Here is a 17,913-nt window from a genome sequence, read left to right on the forward strand (position 1 = left end):
GTTTCAATGGAGTATAAAGTTATAAATCTATTACAAACAAGAGAGTTAAAGGCAAAGTTTACTAAAAGTGAGGAGAGCATTTTAGATTTTATTGAGAAAAATTTTGATAAAATTCCAAAATACTCTGTAGTTAAACTGTGTGAAGAGGCTTATGCCTCTCAAGCAAGTATAAATCGAGTTTGTAAAAAACTTGGATTTAAAGGGTTTAGTGAATTAAAATACTCCATTGAACAGGACCTAAAGAAGATGCAAAGTTCAAAGAGTTTAAGTATAAATAATACATTTTTTTATATAGAGAATATAAACTTTCAAGATGTTCAAGGGATAGCAGAGGTAATAAAAGAGAATAGAAAAATATTGATATATGGACTTGGAGCTTCTCAAATAACTGCTTCTTACCTTCAAAGACAGCTTCTATATCTGGGGTTTCAAGCTATTGTAGTAGGTGAAGAGAGAATGATAGAGCAATTTGATGATTTTATACTGCTTATCTTATCAAGTTCAGGAGAAACGTTAAGAGTTAAGCATGTAGCTAAGACGTTTAAAGAGAGTGGAAAAACTGTGGTAGCTATAACAAAATCAGGAAGTTCTTTAGATGAAATCTGTGATTTCACATTTACTCATAATATTTCAATAGATAAATTAGATGCTATATCTCGTGAGCAACAGCTACATATGATAATTATGGTTAATGAACTAATAAATAGAGTTCAAAATGGATAATTATCCATAAAAAAGGATTACGATATTTTGTTCTGTTAGATTATAATAATGTTAAAAAAAGAACAAAGAGGTAATTAAATGAGTAGAGATATAAAAATATTAATGCATACACATTGGGATAGAGAGTGGTACTTTACAAAAGCTGAAACACAGGTACTTCTTAGAAATCATATGTTTGAAGTTATAGAATTTTTAGAAAAAAATGAAGATATAATTTACGTTTTAGATGGTCAAAGTGTAATGCTTGATGACTTTATAGAGTTTGCTCCAAAGTGGAAAGAGAGAACAGAAAATCTAGTAAAAAAAGGTGCTCTTAGAGTTGGACCTTGGTATACACAAACAGATTTACTATTAGTACATGGTGAATCAATTATTAGAAACCTTTACTATGGAATGGAGAAAGCTTTAGAATATGGAGATGTAATGAAAGTTGGATATGCTCCTGATACTTTTGGACATTCAGCTCAAATGCCTCAAATATACTCACAGTTTGGAATAGATAGTACTTTCTTCTGGAGAGGATATAGTGAATTAAAAGGTGAAAAGTCAGATTTCCTATGGAAAGGAATAGATGGAAGTGTGATATTTGGAGTTAATTTAGCAACAGGTTATCAAGGGGCTAAGTATTTAGAAAGTGATAAAGATGAGTTAAAAGTTAGAATGGATAAGATAATGAAAGTTCTAGATAAGTATTCTGCAGGGGATGCAAGACTTGTAATGAATGGTCACGATCAGATGCCAATTCAAAAGAATATTCATTCAATTATGGAGAATATAAGAGATTTTTATAAAGGTGATAAAGTTTCTGTATCAGATTTTGAAAGTTATGTTGATAGTTTAAAAGGATTAGTTTTAGAAAGTGTTGAAGGTGAATTAAATCACAGTAAACATGCAAGAATTCACAAAACTATAACATCAACTAGAATGGATATAAAACTGCTTAATACAGAGTTAGAATATAAAATATACAATGTTTTAGAGCCATTAGCTTTATTAGGAAAAGAGTTAAATATTGATTATCCACATGAGATATTTGAAAAGTGTTTAAAAGAACTATTTGGAGCTCATGCACATGATAGTATCGGTGGATGCAACTCAGACTTAGTAAATAGAGATATAAAACAAAGGTTAACTCAAGTGAAAGAGATTTTAGATACTCAAATAGAGTTATATATGAGACTTATTTCTTTAGCTTCTACTAATGAAAATAGAAATATAGTAACCCTTTATAACTATCTGCCATATAAAAGATCTAATGAAAAAGTTGAAATGGAGTTTATTACAAGAACTAGTGATTTCAAAATTTTTAATGGAGATAAAGAGGTAGATTACTTACTATTAAATCAAGAGATTGTAGATGCTGGTCTTATAGATAGACAAGTAGCTGCTAGACTTTTAGATATTAAAGTTTTTAAAAGTAAAGTTGCTTTTGTAATAGATGAGATAGATGGATTATCAGTTAAATATTTAACTTATGAAGATGGAGAGAGCTATTCATTAAGAAGTGAGAAAAAAGTTGAAACATCTGTAGAAAATAGTCTATACAAAATATATGTAGAAAATAATAAACTTAATCTTTTAATAAAAAATGAAGATAGAGTTATTGATGATGTATTTTCAATAGAAACTAGTGGAGATGCAGGAGATAGTTATGACTATTCACCTCCTCATAAAGATTTAATTTTAAATTCTAAAGATGTAAAAATAGAAAAGTGTGAAGTTTTAAAATCTAAGAATCAGTCTGTTTTAAAATATGACTTAATATATAGTGTGCCTAAAAACCAGAAATTAAGAGATGAAAAAGTTTTAGATGGTAAAGCTATATTTGGTGTAACTATTTCTTTAGGAGAGGGAGATGTAGTTAATTTAGCAATAGATCATACTAACTATTTAGAAGATACAAGATTTAGAGCTGTTTTAAATACAGAGATTTTAACAAATACAGTTGAATCTGACTCTCATCTTTGTGTAGTTGAAAAACCAGTATATTTTGAAAAAGAGTTAAGTATTTGGGAAGAGGATAAGTGGGCAGAAAAGCCAGTATCCATTGAAACTTTTAACTCATATGTTTCACTTAAAGATGAAAAAGAAGTAGCAACTATGTTCTCATACGGACTAAAAGAGTATGAGGTTGTAGATAAAAAAATATTTATAACTCTATTTAGAACTTTCTCACACTTAGGGAAAAGAGAGCTTATAAATAGACCAGGAAGACCGTCAGGAATAGAGATAGAAACTCCTGATAATCAACTATATAAAGAGAGCTTTAATTTTAAATTAGGATTTACTTTTGTAAAAACTGACAAAAATAGTAGTGAAAAAGCAAAAGAGTTTTTAACACCAGTAGAGGGATATCAATTAAAAGAGTTCAATAGATTTAATATAAATATTCCAAATGTTAGAAAGAACATAACTACAAACTTAAATTTAATATTAAAAGGTTGTATAGTAAGCGCATTAAAAGAGAGTGAAAAAACAGGTGAGACATTTATAAGAGTGTTTAATCCTACAGAAAAAGAGATTGAATTAGTATTTAACGAGGGAGTTTTCTTTAGCAATATGTTTGAGGAAAAATTAGATACATTAAAAGAATATAAAATAAAAAGCCAGGAGATTTTAAATATATTAATTGAGAGAAAATAGTAAAAGGGGTATTAATATGCAAAAATTTAAAAAAGATCTTCAAAGTTTCGGAAAAACATTGCTGTTTCCAATATCAATATTGTCATTTATGGCGATATTCTTAGGATTATCCGCAGCATTACAAAATCCAAATATAGTTAAGTTCCTACCTTTTCTTCAAGGAAGTGGAGTACAAACATTTTTAGGATTTATTAGAAAGTTAGCTGGAATTCCATTTGGACAACTGCCACTGCTATTTGCTATGGCTATTCCACTTGGGGTTGTTAAAAGAGATAAAGAGGTAGCAGTTTATTCATCAGTTGTTGGTTATATAGCTATGTTGGTTGGTATGAACTATCTTTTAGGGGTACAGGGTTATAATCCATCTACAACTGCTATAAAGTATCTTATGGATAATGAAGGAATGACAGCAGTAGAAGCTACTCTTCACAACTCACAGTTTACAAATGTTTTAGGAATATTTGTATATAATATGAATGTTATTGGTGGAATGATAGCTGGACTTTTAGGAGTGGTTATCCATAATAGATTTAGACAGATTGAGTTACATCCATCACTTACATTTTACAGTGGAAAAAGATTCGTGCCTATAGCTGCAGCTCTATTTATGCCTTTAGTGGGAATGGGATTAGTTTATATATGGCCACTTATAAATGACGTAATTATGAGTTTAGGAACAGTTATATCAAAATTACAAATATTTGGAGTTTTCTTATATGGATTCTTAGAAAAAGCGATAAACCCAACAGGACTTCATCACATTTTAAACCAAGCTTTTAGATTTACAGCTCTTGGTGGAATTGAAAGTGTAGCGGGACATACACAAGTTGGAGCTTTAAATATATACTTTGCTGAATTAGAAAATCATTTAGCATTCTCTCCAAGAGCAACACAATACTTAGCTCAAGGAAAGATCTTACACATGGTATTTGGAATGCCAGCAGCTATATTTGCAATGTATAAGTGTGCTTTACCTGAAAAAAGAGAGCAACTGGTTAAATATTTTATTCCAGGATTAACAGCTGTTATACTAACAGGGATAACTGAACCAATAGAGTTTACATTTATATTTATTTCACCAATGCTTTGGTTTGTTAACTCGATTCTTGCTGGTTTAGCATTTATGGTACCAGCGATGTTTAATGTGACAATTGGAAATATTCAAGGTGGAATAATTGACTGGTTTGTGTTTGGAACTTTACAAGGAATGCAAACAAAATGGTACTTATACCTATTCTTAGGACCAATTTTCTTTGGACTATATTATGTTGCATATAGCTTTGTAATTAGAAAGTTTAATGTTATGACAATGGGAAGAAGTTATAGTGATTTTGATGAAAGTGAAGAGATTTCAAATGATGGTAAGGCTTTAGATACAGAGAATAATAAAGTAGCTGAAGAGTTAATAGAGGGTCTTGGAGGAATAAAAAATATAGTTGATGTAGATAATTGTATTTCTAGATTAAGAATAGAGATAAAAGATAGATCTTTAATTAACGAGGATTTAATTAAAAAATCTAAACCAAATGGTATAATCATTCCTGATAACAACAATGTGCATATAGTTTACGGTGGAAGAGTTACTAAAATGAGAAATCTTATTGATGATTATATTTTTGCAAAGAAAGTATAATAGGTATTAAAATTATGAAGCTAGCATAAAATGCTAGCTTCTTTTTTTGAAAATATGTTAAGATATTATAAAAAAATATAGATTAGGAGGTGTTCCAATGATAGATAAAAATTCTCATATTCCAATATATGCTCAACTTGAAAATATTCTATTAGAGATGATAGAAAGCGGAGATTTAAAACCGGGAGATATGATTCCATCAGAGAATGAACTTTCAAAAAAATATAGTATCAGCAGAATGACAGCTAAGAAAGCTATTGATTCTTTGACAATAAAAGGGTTAGTAGAAAGAACTCAAGGTAAAGGAACATATGTTTGTAGTATAGAAAAGAAAATAGAACTACCAATAAATAGATTACGTGGATTTACTCAAAAAGTTTGTGAAATGGGACTAACTCCAGAAAACAAAGTTTTAGCATTTGAAAAAATGCCTTGTCCTAAAAATATCTGTAAAATTTTAGGTATTAAAGAGGGAGAAAGTATTTGGAGAATGGAAAGAGTTAGACAAATAGATGAGGTACCAGCAGTATTTGAAGAGAGTTATATAAGTGTAAAGTTATTACCTAATTTAAAAGAAAAAAATTTATTAAAATCAAAATTTGATTATATAAAAAGTTTAGGTTTAGAGATTGGAAATAGTGAAAGAGAGATATCAGCAGAGATACCAAGTGATTATGTAGCTAGCGCTTTAAAACTTAAAAGGAATGAACCTATTCTTTTAGCAGAAAATATTACTTATTTAAAAAAAGGTACGGTTTTGGAATATTCTAAAATATACTATAATCAAAAAAAGTATAAATTTAAATTTATAGCAGAAGGAAATTAAAAGTAAAAATTAAAAGAAAGTGTAGATAAAATAGGTATAATAGTGCAATATATGTATATTTAATTTTTGTAAATTAAATATGTACAAAAAAAGTTGAATCACTATTCAAAAGTGTGCTATAATTAGAATATAAAAAAATTAAAACCAGAGGCGAGAAAAATGAAGAATTTAAAAAATTATTTTAAGTATTTACCAGTGGCTCTTACAGGTTTAGCTCTAGGTGTTTCTGGAGTCAGCGGTGCAGTTGCAGTAGTACTTAATCCTAAAGCTTTATACATAGGAAACTTTATATCATTAATGTTACTTCTGCCTATAATTATAAAGAATGTACTACACTTTGATGTGTTTAAAGAGGAACTGAAGCATCCAACACTTGGAAGTTTTATACCAACGTTAGATATGGCTCTAATGAATTTCTCAGTTGTACTTTATGAGTTTTCACCTGTTTTAGGAAAAGGATTATGGCTACTATGTATACTTTTACATCTAATATTTGGAGTATCATTTATATATCATAGATTTCGTTCTTGGAATATAGAGCATATGGTTCCAAGTTGGTTTGTGCCACCAATTGGAATAGTTGTAGCATCAGTGGACTCAGCGGTTATGGGGATGCCACAATTAGCACAAGTAATATTTTACATAGGTTTTGCTTTTTACATAGTAATGCTACCTATGATGTTATATAGAATTATATTTGTTGAGAAGATTGATGATGCAAGACTTCCAACTTTTGCAATAATAGCTGCTCCACCTAATCTTTGTTTAGCAGGATATTTAGTGGCTTTCAAAACTCCAAATCCAGCAATAGTAGGATTTTTATTCCCATTAGGAATATTTATGACAGCACTGCTTTATATATCAATGGTTAAAATTATAAGACTTAAATTTACACCAGTATATGCGTCATTTACATTCCCTTTAGCAATAGGATCTACAGCAATTTTAAAGTATTCAAACTACATTAGAAGTATAGATGAAAGTAGAGGAATTTTCTGGTATAACTTTGGAGTAGCAGCAACAACATTAGCTGTATTCTTTATATCAATTATCTTTGTAAGAATAGTAAGAATAGTTATAAATCAAATAAAAGAGATAAGAGGAAGTTTATAAAACTTCCTCTTTTTGTTATTATATAGCTTTGTCTAAAGTTTCAATAATATTGATACTTCCTTCGATTAAATACTCAGTTGTAGGTAAAAAGTGTATATCTCTATCATGACACTTTGCCCATTTAATATCTCCAGTCCAATAATCATTTAATGTATTTGAGATAGATTTGAAATCAGAGTTTCTAATATCAGATATTATATCAGCATTATGCTTAGATAGAGTATAATCTTTGCTAGTATCAATAGATACCTTGTAAATAGTACCTTTCCACCCATACATCTTAGCTGCAGTTAAAAGGTCTGTTAACTTTTCAAAGGCGAACTGTGCTCCACATCTAGATGGTAGCTCAGGAAAGAATTTTAAACGATATTTTTCTAATTCCTGTTCAGCTTCAATGTTAACTAAATCTTCCCTTAAAAAAGTGGGAAATTTATTCAAATCAAAATTTAATATATAGTTAATTTTATCCTCTTTATTTAGAAGATTGTAGTGAAAGTCATCGATAAAGTTAATTAAATAAAGTTGATTACTTATAACCTCGCCAGTATTAACAATAGTTACTAAAGACATAATTGTACCTCCGCTTGTTTCTTACAAAAAAAAGCTCTTGAATAAGAGCCTTTTCTTGATTTGATTTTTGGAAAATGTTTAAAAATTTCTTATACTTGAATTATAATTCAAATTTTACAAAAAGTCAAAGATTTTTTGAATCGTTAGTCAAAAAAGTTAAAAATAAAAAAATAATAAGAATAAAAGGGAGTTTTCTACTTATTTTGTATAAAGCATGTAAATTTGTAAGAGGAGTGATGAATATGAAAAAGTATAGATTTCTACTACTTCTTTTAGCTCTACATGGAACAAAAGTTTTTTCTCAAGATAAAGGGCTAATTTTTTGGTCAGACTTTATGTATTTTAAAAACCAAGAGGAAGACTATTATTTAAAAAATGGATCTTTATATTCGAGAAAAGAGATTGAATTACCACCACCAATAGTTCCTCCAGTAGATCCACCAATAAGTCCCCCGATAGAGCCTCCAGTAGAACCCCCAGTAGAACCCCCAGTAAAACCACCCATAGATCCACCCATAACACCACCAGTGGAGCCGCCAATAAAACCACCAATAGCAGTGCCTCCTATTGTAAAGCCAGTAGAACCCCCAGTGAAGCCTCCTACACCGATTCAACCAATACCAGATCCAATAGTACCAGATCCACCAAAACCAACAGTTGAGAAATATATTTTTTATAATAATGTGTTTTATGAGGGGACTGATTTAAAAACTGGAAGTTCACCATTAGGTGGTGATTTAACAGTAGATATGTCTAATAAAATAGGAATGGGAAGTATTAAGGAAGGTTACACAATAGAAAATGAAAATACAATATCTTTAAATAGACTTCCAGAAATTCAAACTTTAGTGGGAATGCAAGGTTCAAATGGAGGAACTATAATAAATCAAAATAGTGGAGTTATAAATATTGAATCTTATGGTGGAATAGGAATGAGTATATTAAATTCAGGATATGCAGAGAATAATGGAACAATAAATGCAATATTACCAATATCAAATAATACAGTAGCAATTCAACTTCGTAAAAATGGAAATGGTATAAATAATGGAACAATAAATCTGTATAATTCATATACAGTTGGAGCAACAGTTGAAAATGGAAGTTTTATAAATAAAGGTAATATTTTAGGAGCTGCAAGGTATGCTATGGCTACCCTAGGAAGTGGAAGTGTGGAAAATTCATCTACTGGAAATATATCTCTATTAGGAGTTTTTGCAGGAATTTATGTAAGTGGTGGAGGAAGTGGAGTAAATAATGGAGCAATAACAGTTTTAGATGGAAATTCGGCAATGATGACAACAAATGGAAGTATTATAAACAATGGAACAATAACAATGAATACTCCAAGTTATAACAATGGTAACAATACGATGGAAATACCTAGTGGTGCAATGTTTATAAATGGATTTGGAACAGCTATTAACTCGGAGTCAGGAGTTATAAATATAGGAACACCAACTAGTTTAATGAGGGCAACTAATGCAATGACAGGAGAGGGGGCTGTAGTTTTAGAAAATAGTGGAACAATAAATATGTATACTAATACTGTAACTCCTGGTTCAATATTAACGACAGATTTTGCTTATTTTTTAACTGAAGGAGCTATTGGTAAAAATATGCCAACTGGAGTTATAAATTTAGGTGAATATGGAATGGTTAATTATGGAGGAACTGTATATAACTGGGGAGTTATAAATAAAGAGGAGACTAATACTCAAAGCCTATCTTATAATGGAAAGTTGGTTATGGAAAGTGGTGGAAGTATAAATACTTCTAAATCTCAAATGTTAGAAACAATTGTAATAGGAAGAAGTTATGTGGGAAATCACTATGTAGATTCAGGAGTTTTAAATTTACACTCTTCAATTACAAGTAATTTTGAAGAGATAAAAAGCAAAAGTAAACTATATGAAGTGATTGAAAATAATGGAGTTTATGAGTTTAAAAGAAATAGTTTTGAGATATTAACAGATGATGTTTTGGCAAAGTATTTAGAAGATGTTTATTACGACTCGAATAACTCTACAAAAAATGAACTTTTTGATATACTTACATCTTCAGAAAGTGGAGCACAATTTGAGTGGTATTTAGATGAAATCTTTGGTAGAGGTTATTTTCCATCTTTAATGTATCAAACAAATGATGCTATTGTATTTACAAATGAAACTATTTTAAATCAAATATCCGAAAAGACTCAAGCAACAAATAAAGAGAGCTATATTTTTGGTTACTCTTTTGAGAAAATGAAAAAAGATGGATACGAAAATATATTAGGATATACAGATGAGTTAAATAGTTTCTTTATAGGAAAAAACTATCCAATAAAAGAGAGCTTAAGCTCTGGATGGATTTTAAGTTATACTCGATTGGATTCTAAATTTAAAGATAATAAAGGAAAAAGAGAGGACAATATGTTCCAAGGAACAGGGTATTTAAACTACAATAAAGATGCTGTAAATGCTTTTGGAAGCTTTTTTGCAGGATATTCTAAAGGGAACTTAGATAGAAATGTTCAGTTAGGTTATTTAGATTATAACGAGGATTTCACAGATATAAGTTTTGAAAGTTTAAATGAAAGTTTAAGTTCAGATATTAAAAACTATTATGTAGGAGCTTTAGGAAAAATATCTAAAAAATATGATTTTAATTTCATATATTTAGAACCAGTTGCAAGAGTTGAAAGTGTTGGAATATTTCAAAGAGATATAAGTGAAAGTGGAGGAACTTATAGTTTAGAGCTAGATAATCTTAACGGAGTTTTAAGTAGTGGATACGTTGGAACAGGGATAGGAAAGGTATTTACTATTGGAAAAGGTGCTTTAAATATGGCTTTAAATTTAGGAGTTAAACAGGAACTTAATAGTTTAGATGATACAGTTAAATTTAAAGTAAATAGTTTAGGTAGTGAGAGTGGAGAGATAGATTTGAAAAATAAAAATAGATTTTCTAAAGAGGTTGGAGTGAGAACAGAAGTTGGAAATCTATGGGATGGACTATCTTTATATGGAGAGTATAAGTATATATTCTCAGAGGATAACTCTTGGAAAGTTTCAGGAGGAGTAAGAGTTAAATTTTAATAGATACTTAAGCTAGGTGTTAATTTACCTAGCTTTTTTATTGTGTTATAATATTCATAATAAAGTTTAGGAGGAAAATGAAATGTTAAAAAAGATAGGGTTACTTTCATGTTTAATAGCTTTTAGTAAAATAGATATAGATGCTTGTACAGGGATTTCTCTAAAGACAGAAAATAATAATAATATACAGGCAAGAACAATAGAGTGGTCTAAGAATAAAATAAATAGTCAAATTATAATAGAGCCAAGAGGTAAAGAGTATCAGTCACCAATGCCAAATAGAACATTGGGAAAAAAATGGAAGGGAAAGTATGGATTTGTAGGAGCATCTGTTGAGCATGAATCTTTAATAGGAGAGGGAGTTAATGAAAAGGGATTAAATGCAGGGGTATTTTTCTTTTTAAACTATGGAGAGTTAGCACCTTTTAATGAGAAAAAAGTAAAAAACTCATTAAATGATATGGATTTAGTAAAATGGATGTTAACGAGTTTTTCCACAGTTGAAGAGGTAAAGGAAGCTATTAAAAAGATAGATGTTGTACCAATAATAATAGAGAATGGACAACCATCACCAACAGGACACTGGAGAGTATCAGATGCTAAAGGTGGAAATATAGTTATAGAGATTATAAATGGTGGAGAGTTAAAAATATATGATAATAAGGTTGGAGTTTTAACAAACTCACCAGGATTTGATTGGCAACTTACAAACTTAAATAACTATGTAAATTTAAATTTAAATGGAAATAAACCAGAGATGTTAGGGCAGCAAAAAATATTTCCAATGGGAGCTGGTTCAGGAATGTTAGGACTACCAGGAGATGTAACTCCACCATCAAGATTTGTAAGAGCAGCTTTTTATGCAAACAATACTCCAAAAATGGCAGGAAATGAGGAGGGAATAACTCAAGCATTTCATATTTTAAACAACTTTGATATTCCAATTGGAATGACATATGCAGATAAAAATGAAATACCTAAGGATATTACAAGTGCAACTCAATGGACAACAGCTATAAATTTAAATGAAAAGTTATTTTACTATAAAACTATGTATAATCAAGATATAAGATTAATAGATTTAAAGAAGATAGATTTTGGAAAGGTTCAATCTCAAGTTCTTCCTATGGACAAGAGTACGATTCAACCAGTAGATGAGATTTTAATAAAATAGTAATAAAAAGTTACAAAGGAACATCTTTTAAATAGTAGTAAATATCTTTAGGGACTATAAAAAGGGGTTGGGAAAATGAAGATATTAAAGGTTATAACTTTATCTATTATTACTACTATTTGCACTTACTCTCAAGAAAAGGCAATAAAACTAGAAGATTCAGTAATTCTATCAACTAGTGGGTTTGAAACACCTATTCTTTCAGAGAATAAAAATGTAACACTTTTATTTAAAGAGCAGATAGATAATGGGAATTATAAGAATGTAGAGGATGTTTTAAGAGGAGCACCAAATATAATTATTCAAAATACATATTTTGGACCGAAAGTTGATATTAGAGGTAATGGAGAGAAATCGATATCCAAAGTTAAAATTTTACAAGATGGTATAAGTTTAAATCCCATAGACGATTCTATGGGGACCACTCCTATTAATACAATCTCTTTGAACTCTATTGAGAGGATAGAGATTGTTCCAGGAGGAGGAACTGTATTAAATGGATCGGGAAGTTCTGGAGGAGTTGTAAATATTATAACTAAATCCTCTTTGAGAAAGGATTTTTTAGTTTTAGAAAGTGGAATGCAGTCATATGATTTTAGAAATGCAGGTCTATCTGTAGGACAAAACATTACAGAGGATATATATGGAAACTTTAACTATAACTATTTAAAAGGAGATGGTTATAGAGATGGAGATTCAGAGGAAAGCAATAGTTTTAGTGGCGGAATAGATTATCTAATTAATGATAAAAATAGAGTAAAATTTCAAATGTCATATTTTGATGAAAATAGAGATTACTCTACACCAGTAGAAAAAAATATATTGGAAATAGATAGAAAAACCATGGGATTTCCAGTTGTAAGCAGCTCTAAAAGAGAGGCTTACTCCTTAGATTATGAGTATAAATTTAGTGAGAAATTTACGATTTTAAATACTTTTTACTATCAAAATTATAAAAGAGATTTTACAGAGAACTCTCTTATGGATTATGAGCTTCCAAAACTTGATTATATGCCATTTGATATTATAGGAGAAAATCTACCAGCATCTATGAATGGTAAGTTTAAAGAGGAAACGAAAGGCTTTAAAACAAGGGGAAAGTATGTATATGACAAAGGAGAGTTTGTTTTAGGATATGATTATAGTTATACAAAACTTTTAAGAGAGAGTAAAATTCGTGCTAGTGGAGAGTTTTTTCCTAAAACTAGACCAACTTTAAAAATAAAAGGTGACGTTAGGGTAGATCTTAAAAATGATATTTTTAAGGAAACTAATGCTGTTTATGGATTTAATAGGTATAACTTAACAGAGAGATGGGAGTTTATTTTAGGAGCTAGATATGAGCACTCAAGATTTGGAGGAGATAGAGATAGTGAAACAGAAGTAATCTCTATGAGTAAAATTAATCAATATAGAAGTTTTGATGATGAGGAACAAAGTGATAACTATGCTTTTGAAATAGGGACAAACTATAGGTATAGTGATTCAGGAACTTTTTATACAAGGTATGAACGAGGTTTTACATCGCCACTTCCTGGACAGATAACAGATAAAGTAGATATGAAATATCTGAGTAATAATCTAAAATCTGAAACTTCAGATAACTTTGAAATAGGAACTAGAGATTTTATAGGTGATACTTTTATAAATATGACATTATTTTTAACATTTACTCATGATGAGATAATGTTGATACAAAAAAATTCATATAATCCAGCTATAAAAGAGTGGCAATATAAGAATTTAAATGAAGTTAGAAAGTTTGGAGGAGAGGTATATTTAGAGCAATACTTTGAAAAATTAACAACTTATCAATCTTTTTCCTATGTAAATACAAAGATAACAAAAGGATTGTATAGTGGTGAGGAGTTGCCTATGGTTCCTAAAGGAAAGATTATTTTAGGAGCTGGGTATGAAATAACAGATAAAATAAAAACCAATATTAATTTTAATCTTATTGGAAATTATACAGTTAAAGAGTATGGAAAAGATAATACTCCAATTGATACAAAGGTTAGTAGCTATAACTACACAGATATTATGATGACATATAAAGTTACTGATATGTTAGCTATAAGTTTTGGAATAAATAATGTATTTGATCAAAAGTATAATTATGAAGAGTATAGTAAAACTGCAATACCAGCTCCAGGAAGAAATTATTTTATTTCAGGAAAATTGTATATGTAAATTAAAAAGCTGAAGATTAATCTTCAGCCTTTTTTTTATAGTTTAAAAAACTTTTTAACTTTTTCTATAAAGCTAGTTTTAATTTTTCTATTTTTATCTTTTAGTTTTTCATCAAACTGCTTAAGTAGAGTTTTTTGTTCTTCATCTAAATCAACAGGAACTTCAATTGTTATCTCAGCATAGTGAGTTCCTTTTTTCTTAGTTTTAGGGTTGAAAATTCCATACTCTCTTAATGCAAAACGTTTTCCACTTTGAGTTCCAGCAGGGATTTTAATTTTTTTGTTTCCACTTAATGTTGGAACCTCTACTTCTCCACCTAGAGCCGCAGTGTAGTAGCTAACAGGAACTTTACATATAACATCATATCCATCTCTTACGAAAAGATCATCAGGTTTAATTTTTATATGTATATAAAGATCACCATGAGGACCGCCACTTGTACTAGCATTACCAAATTTAGCTAACTTTAACTTTTGTCCATCAGCTATACCAGCAGGGATTTTAAACTTTTTCTCTACCTCTTCAGGAGATCCATTTTTTCCAGTACGAGCATATCGAATAGTTTTTTCTCCACCTTTAGCTGATTCTTCTAAAGAGATTTCAATCTCCATAGAGAGATCACCTCCAGGTTGAGGACCTCTTTTTCTAGCTCCTCTACCACCAAAGAAAGATCCGAAGATATCTCCTAAATCTTCATCATTTCCTCCGCCTCCAAACTCATTGAAGTTAAAGTTGAAATTACCAAAGTTAAAATCTTGGTAGTTTTGTCCACCACCATATTGACCATAACTTTGAGAACTACTAGGTCCGCCCTGCTCAAAAGCAGCATGACCAAAGTTATCATATTGTGTTCTTTTCTCTGGATCAGACAGTATTTGATAAGCTTCATTAACCTCTTTAAACTTTTTTTCAGCTGTAGCTTTTTCAGCTTCACTTGAAGAACTAAATTTGTCAGGGTGATATTTTCTAGCTTGTTTTCTGTAAGCCTTTTTTATCTCAGCCTCACTGGCATTTTTATTAACTTCTAAAATCTTATAAAAATCCTCTTTTAGAGCCATTCTAGCCTCCTTCTATAGTTAAACTATAATTAAATTATTTATATGATTGTATGTTTTACTTTACTAACTTAAGAAAGAAATTCCTTTAGAATTATGAAATAAAAAAATATATAAAAAATAAAAGAAAAATCCATTTTTTGTAGAAGAAGAGTTACAGAGAGTAAAAAAATAAAACTAACATATATTTAAGGGAAAGGTGAATTACTATGTCTAAAAAAATAACAGTAGAAAAATTTGAAGCATTTATTTTAGAGTGTGTAAACGAGATGGAAACAGGGGAAAAAGTAATATTTACTAAAAAAGAGATGCCTTTAGCTAAAGATCACACAATAACTTTAACAAAAGTAGATGATGATAGATACACAGTTATTGAGAAAGGTATTGAAGATTTAGAGTTCTCAAATATTGACTTTAATGAGGTTATTAAAGAGTTAATGAAATTAAAAGAAAAAGAGTTTGGAGATTGCGAACACTTCTATGCTCATAAAGCATAGTAAAAGATAGGGCTAGATAAAAAATTTATCTAGCCTTTTTTATTGCTCTAAAATTATTATTTTATTTGAAGGAGACCAAAAAATCATTTTGTATAATGATTCGTAAAAATAATAAAATAGGAGGATAGAGATGGATTCTAAAAAGGCAATTGAAAACTTATTAAACTTTGCAGATGTTAAAATTAATGGAGAGAGAGATTGGGATATTTTAGTGAATGACGGTTATTTTTATAGTCAAATATTAAAGGAAGGGTCTTTAGGTTTAGGAGAGGCATATATGAATAAACTTTGGGATTGTAAGCAGTTAGATCAGTTTATCTTTAATATTTTGAGAGCTGATTTAAAAAGTAAATATGATAAAGAGATTATGTTACTAGCAGCGAAAGAAAAATTAAAAGGAGTTTTTTCATCTCATACAATAAATAGTTGTAAAAAAGACATACATCATCATTATGATATAGGAAATGATCTTTTTGAAAAGATGTTAGATGAAAGAATGGTTTATAGTTGTGGATATTGGAAAGATGTAGAAAGTTTAGAGGCAGCACAAGAACAAAAGTTAGATTTAATCTGTAAAAAAATTGGATTAGAACCAGGGATGAGACTTTTAGATGTAGGGTGTGGATGGGGATCTTTTATGAAATATGCTGCTGAAAAGTATGGAGCTATTTGCACAGGAGTAACTTTATCTAAAGAGCAGATAAAACTTGGAGAAAAGCTTTGTGAAGGTTTACCTGTAAAGTTTTTATATAAAGATTATAGAGAGGTAAAAGAAGAGCAATTTGATAGAATTGTTTCTATTGGAATGTTTGAACATGTGGGGCCAGAAAATTACAAAATTTATATGAAAAAAATGAATGAGTTATTGAAGGATGATGGGGTGTTTTTATTACACACTATAGGTGGATTAGATTCAGGAAAAGGAACAGACCCTTGGATAGCTAAATATATATTTCCAAATGGTGCAATACCAAGAATAAAGGCTATTGGAGAAGCTATGGAAGATAACTTTTATATGGAGGATTGGCATGATTTTGGTCCAGATTACGATAAAACTTTAATGGAATGGCATAAAAGATTTTTAAAAAACTGGGATAGTATAAAAGAAAACTATGATGAAAGGTTTAAAAGAATGTGGGAATACTATATTTTAGCTTGTGCGGGAGCATTTAGAGCTAGGGATTTAGCTCTTTGGCAAATTGTAATGACGAAAAAAAGAGTAGAAAAATTAGAATGCCGTTTTTCTTAAAAAAAGTGATAAAATTTTTTTTAAAATGACATTTTTTTTCATTAAAATAGAGTACTATAAGAGCAAGACTATTTTACTAAAATCATGGAATTTCAAAAAGTCTATATCCTCTCACACAACCTTAACCAAATTTTTTAGGAATTAAGTAAAACAACATTATAAAAACTTTCAAATATAAAGATGTCCCCCGATGTCCTTTATTTAAGAAAAAGAATAAACTTAATAATTATAGTGTGTTGTGAGAGGATATCCAATTTATTGGCTTTAAATAGGAGGATAGAAAATTAATGTCTAGTGAGGTAGAGGTTATAAAAAATAGTTTTTATGAACTGTTTAGAGTTAATTATAGGGATGTTAAAGGAAGAAGACGATATTTTAAAGACTTAGAGAATTTAGGTGGTACAGTTATTAGAATTTGTGCAAAGGGGAAAGGATTATATTATTATAATTCAGAGGAATATGTGTTTTTTGAGGAAGGAGATTTGATAATTTGTAATGAATTTTATTTTAATAGTATTTTAGTTTTAACAAAAGAGTTTAAATTAGATATTTTCAGAATAAACGATTGCTCGTTGTTAGAAACACTAAATAATAAAATAAAAAAGAAGGAGTATCGAAGAATAAAGATTTATAATTTAAAAAAAGTATTATTTGAAATTGAAAAGGCTTTAAAAATAGAGGATAAAGAGTTAGTTTTTTTTAAATTATTATTAGATATAATCTTTTACTTAGGTGAGAGAAAAAATAATATAGGGTTTAACTATTTAAATGATAAAAATTTTATGGATATACTTTTATATATTGATTCTAATATTGATAGAAGAATTACAGTTAATGATGTAGAAAAAGAGTTTAAAATATACAATAAAATTTTAAAAGAACAATTTAAAAAATATTTAGGCATCTTTCCATCAGAGTATATATTAAATCAAAAATTGACTAAAGCTGCTATACTTTTAAAAACTACTAATTATAAAATAGGTTATATATCTGATATTTTATCTTTTTCATCTCCAAGTGCTTTTGCTCTAATTTTTAAAAGGAAATTTAAAGAATCTCCATTGAATTATAGAAAAAAATAAAATGTATGTCTTAAAGTTGAAAGACATACATTTTTTTATTTTATGTAATATATATTCCTTATAGAAAAAAGATGATAT

13 protein-coding genes are annotated in these 17,913 nt (G+C 29.2%); 11 read left to right on the forward strand and 2 right to left on the reverse strand.

The features are described 5' to 3' along the window. Window positions 1-6: 6 nt before the first annotated feature. The 5 genes from Q0V08_RS00420 (at window position 7) to Q0V08_RS00440 (ending at window position 6,938) form a co-directional block, all read left to right on the forward strand. Window positions 7-723: a MurR/RpiR family transcriptional regulator gene (locus Q0V08_RS00420; protein ID WP_297431084.1), complete on the forward strand. Its 717-nt coding sequence runs from the start codon at window positions 7-9 to the stop codon at window positions 721-723. Between the two features lie 78 nt (window positions 724-801). Then, window positions 802-3,366, forward strand: a complete 2,565-nt coding sequence (locus tag Q0V08_RS00425) for a glycoside hydrolase family 38 C-terminal domain-containing protein (RefSeq protein WP_297431085.1) — start codon at window positions 802-804, stop codon at window positions 3,364-3,366. A 16-nt stretch (window positions 3,367-3,382) separates the two neighbouring features. Beyond that, the gene (locus tag Q0V08_RS00430) at window positions 3,383-4,999 is read left to right on the forward strand and encodes a PTS transporter subunit EIIC (RefSeq protein ID WP_297431087.1); all 1,617 of its coding nucleotides are present in this window, start codon (window positions 3,383-3,385) and stop codon (window positions 4,997-4,999) included. Between the two features lie 97 nt (window positions 5,000-5,096). Next, window positions 5,097-5,825: a GntR family transcriptional regulator gene (locus tag Q0V08_RS00435; RefSeq protein ID WP_023050451.1), complete on the forward strand. Its 729-nt coding sequence runs from the start codon at window positions 5,097-5,099 to the stop codon at window positions 5,823-5,825. A 159-nt stretch (window positions 5,826-5,984) separates the two neighbouring features. Next, window positions 5,985-6,938 (forward strand): TDT family transporter, encoded by a 954-nt coding sequence (locus Q0V08_RS00440; protein WP_023050450.1) that lies wholly within the window; start codon window positions 5,985-5,987, stop codon window positions 6,936-6,938. Window positions 6,939-6,956: 18 nt separating this feature from the next. Here the strand turns inward: Q0V08_RS00440 and Q0V08_RS00445 are convergent, their stop codons facing one another. Continuing rightward, the gene (locus tag Q0V08_RS00445) at window positions 6,957-7,508 is read right to left on the reverse strand and encodes a hypothetical protein (protein WP_297431091.1); all 552 of its coding nucleotides are present in this window, start codon (window positions 7,506-7,508) and stop codon (window positions 6,957-6,959) included. Between the two features lie 242 nt (window positions 7,509-7,750). Between Q0V08_RS00445 and Q0V08_RS00450 the strand changes: the two genes are divergently transcribed. The 3 genes from Q0V08_RS00450 to Q0V08_RS00460 all read left to right on the forward strand — a co-directional run bounded on the left by Q0V08_RS00450 (window position 7,751) and on the right by Q0V08_RS00460 (window position 13,952). Then, window positions 7,751-10,588, forward strand: a complete 2,838-nt coding sequence (locus Q0V08_RS00450) for an autotransporter domain-containing protein (RefSeq protein ID WP_297431092.1) — start codon at window positions 7,751-7,753, stop codon at window positions 10,586-10,588. Window positions 10,589-10,670: 82 nt separating this feature from the next. Further along, window positions 10,671-11,762, forward strand: a complete 1,092-nt coding sequence (locus Q0V08_RS00455; protein ID WP_297431094.1) for a choloylglycine hydrolase family protein — start codon at window positions 10,671-10,673, stop codon at window positions 11,760-11,762. Between the two features lie 75 nt (window positions 11,763-11,837). After that, window positions 11,838-13,952 (forward strand): TonB-dependent receptor, encoded by a 2,115-nt coding sequence (locus tag Q0V08_RS00460; protein WP_297431096.1) that lies wholly within the window; start codon window positions 11,838-11,840, stop codon window positions 13,950-13,952. Between the two features lie 35 nt (window positions 13,953-13,987). Here Q0V08_RS00460 and Q0V08_RS00465 read toward each other — a convergent pair whose 3' ends face one another. Continuing rightward, the gene (locus Q0V08_RS00465) at window positions 13,988-15,010 is read right to left on the reverse strand and encodes a DnaJ C-terminal domain-containing protein (protein WP_297431098.1); all 1,023 of its coding nucleotides are present in this window, start codon (window positions 15,008-15,010) and stop codon (window positions 13,988-13,990) included. Between the two features lie 206 nt (window positions 15,011-15,216). On the opposite strand from Q0V08_RS00465, the gene Q0V08_RS00470 reads away from it, so the two are divergent. The 3 genes from Q0V08_RS00470 (at window position 15,217) to Q0V08_RS00480 (ending at window position 17,835) form a co-directional block, all read left to right on the forward strand. Continuing rightward, a complete protein-coding gene (locus Q0V08_RS00470) occupies window positions 15,217-15,504 on the forward strand; it encodes a hypothetical protein (protein WP_297431101.1) in 288 nt (95 codons plus the stop codon). 130 nt (window positions 15,505-15,634) lie between these two features. Further along, window positions 15,635-16,753, forward strand: a complete 1,119-nt coding sequence (cfa, locus tag Q0V08_RS00475) for a cyclopropane fatty acyl phospholipid synthase (RefSeq protein ID WP_297431103.1) — start codon at window positions 15,635-15,637, stop codon at window positions 16,751-16,753. A 287-nt stretch (window positions 16,754-17,040) separates the two neighbouring features. Next, the gene (locus Q0V08_RS00480; protein WP_297431105.1) at window positions 17,041-17,835 is read left to right on the forward strand and encodes an AraC family transcriptional regulator; all 795 of its coding nucleotides are present in this window, start codon (window positions 17,041-17,043) and stop codon (window positions 17,833-17,835) included. Window positions 17,836-17,913: the final 78 nt, after the last annotated feature.

Source organism: uncultured Cetobacterium sp., assembly GCF_947038635.1.
GTDB lineage: Bacteria > Fusobacteriota > Fusobacteriia > Fusobacteriales > Fusobacteriaceae > Cetobacterium_A.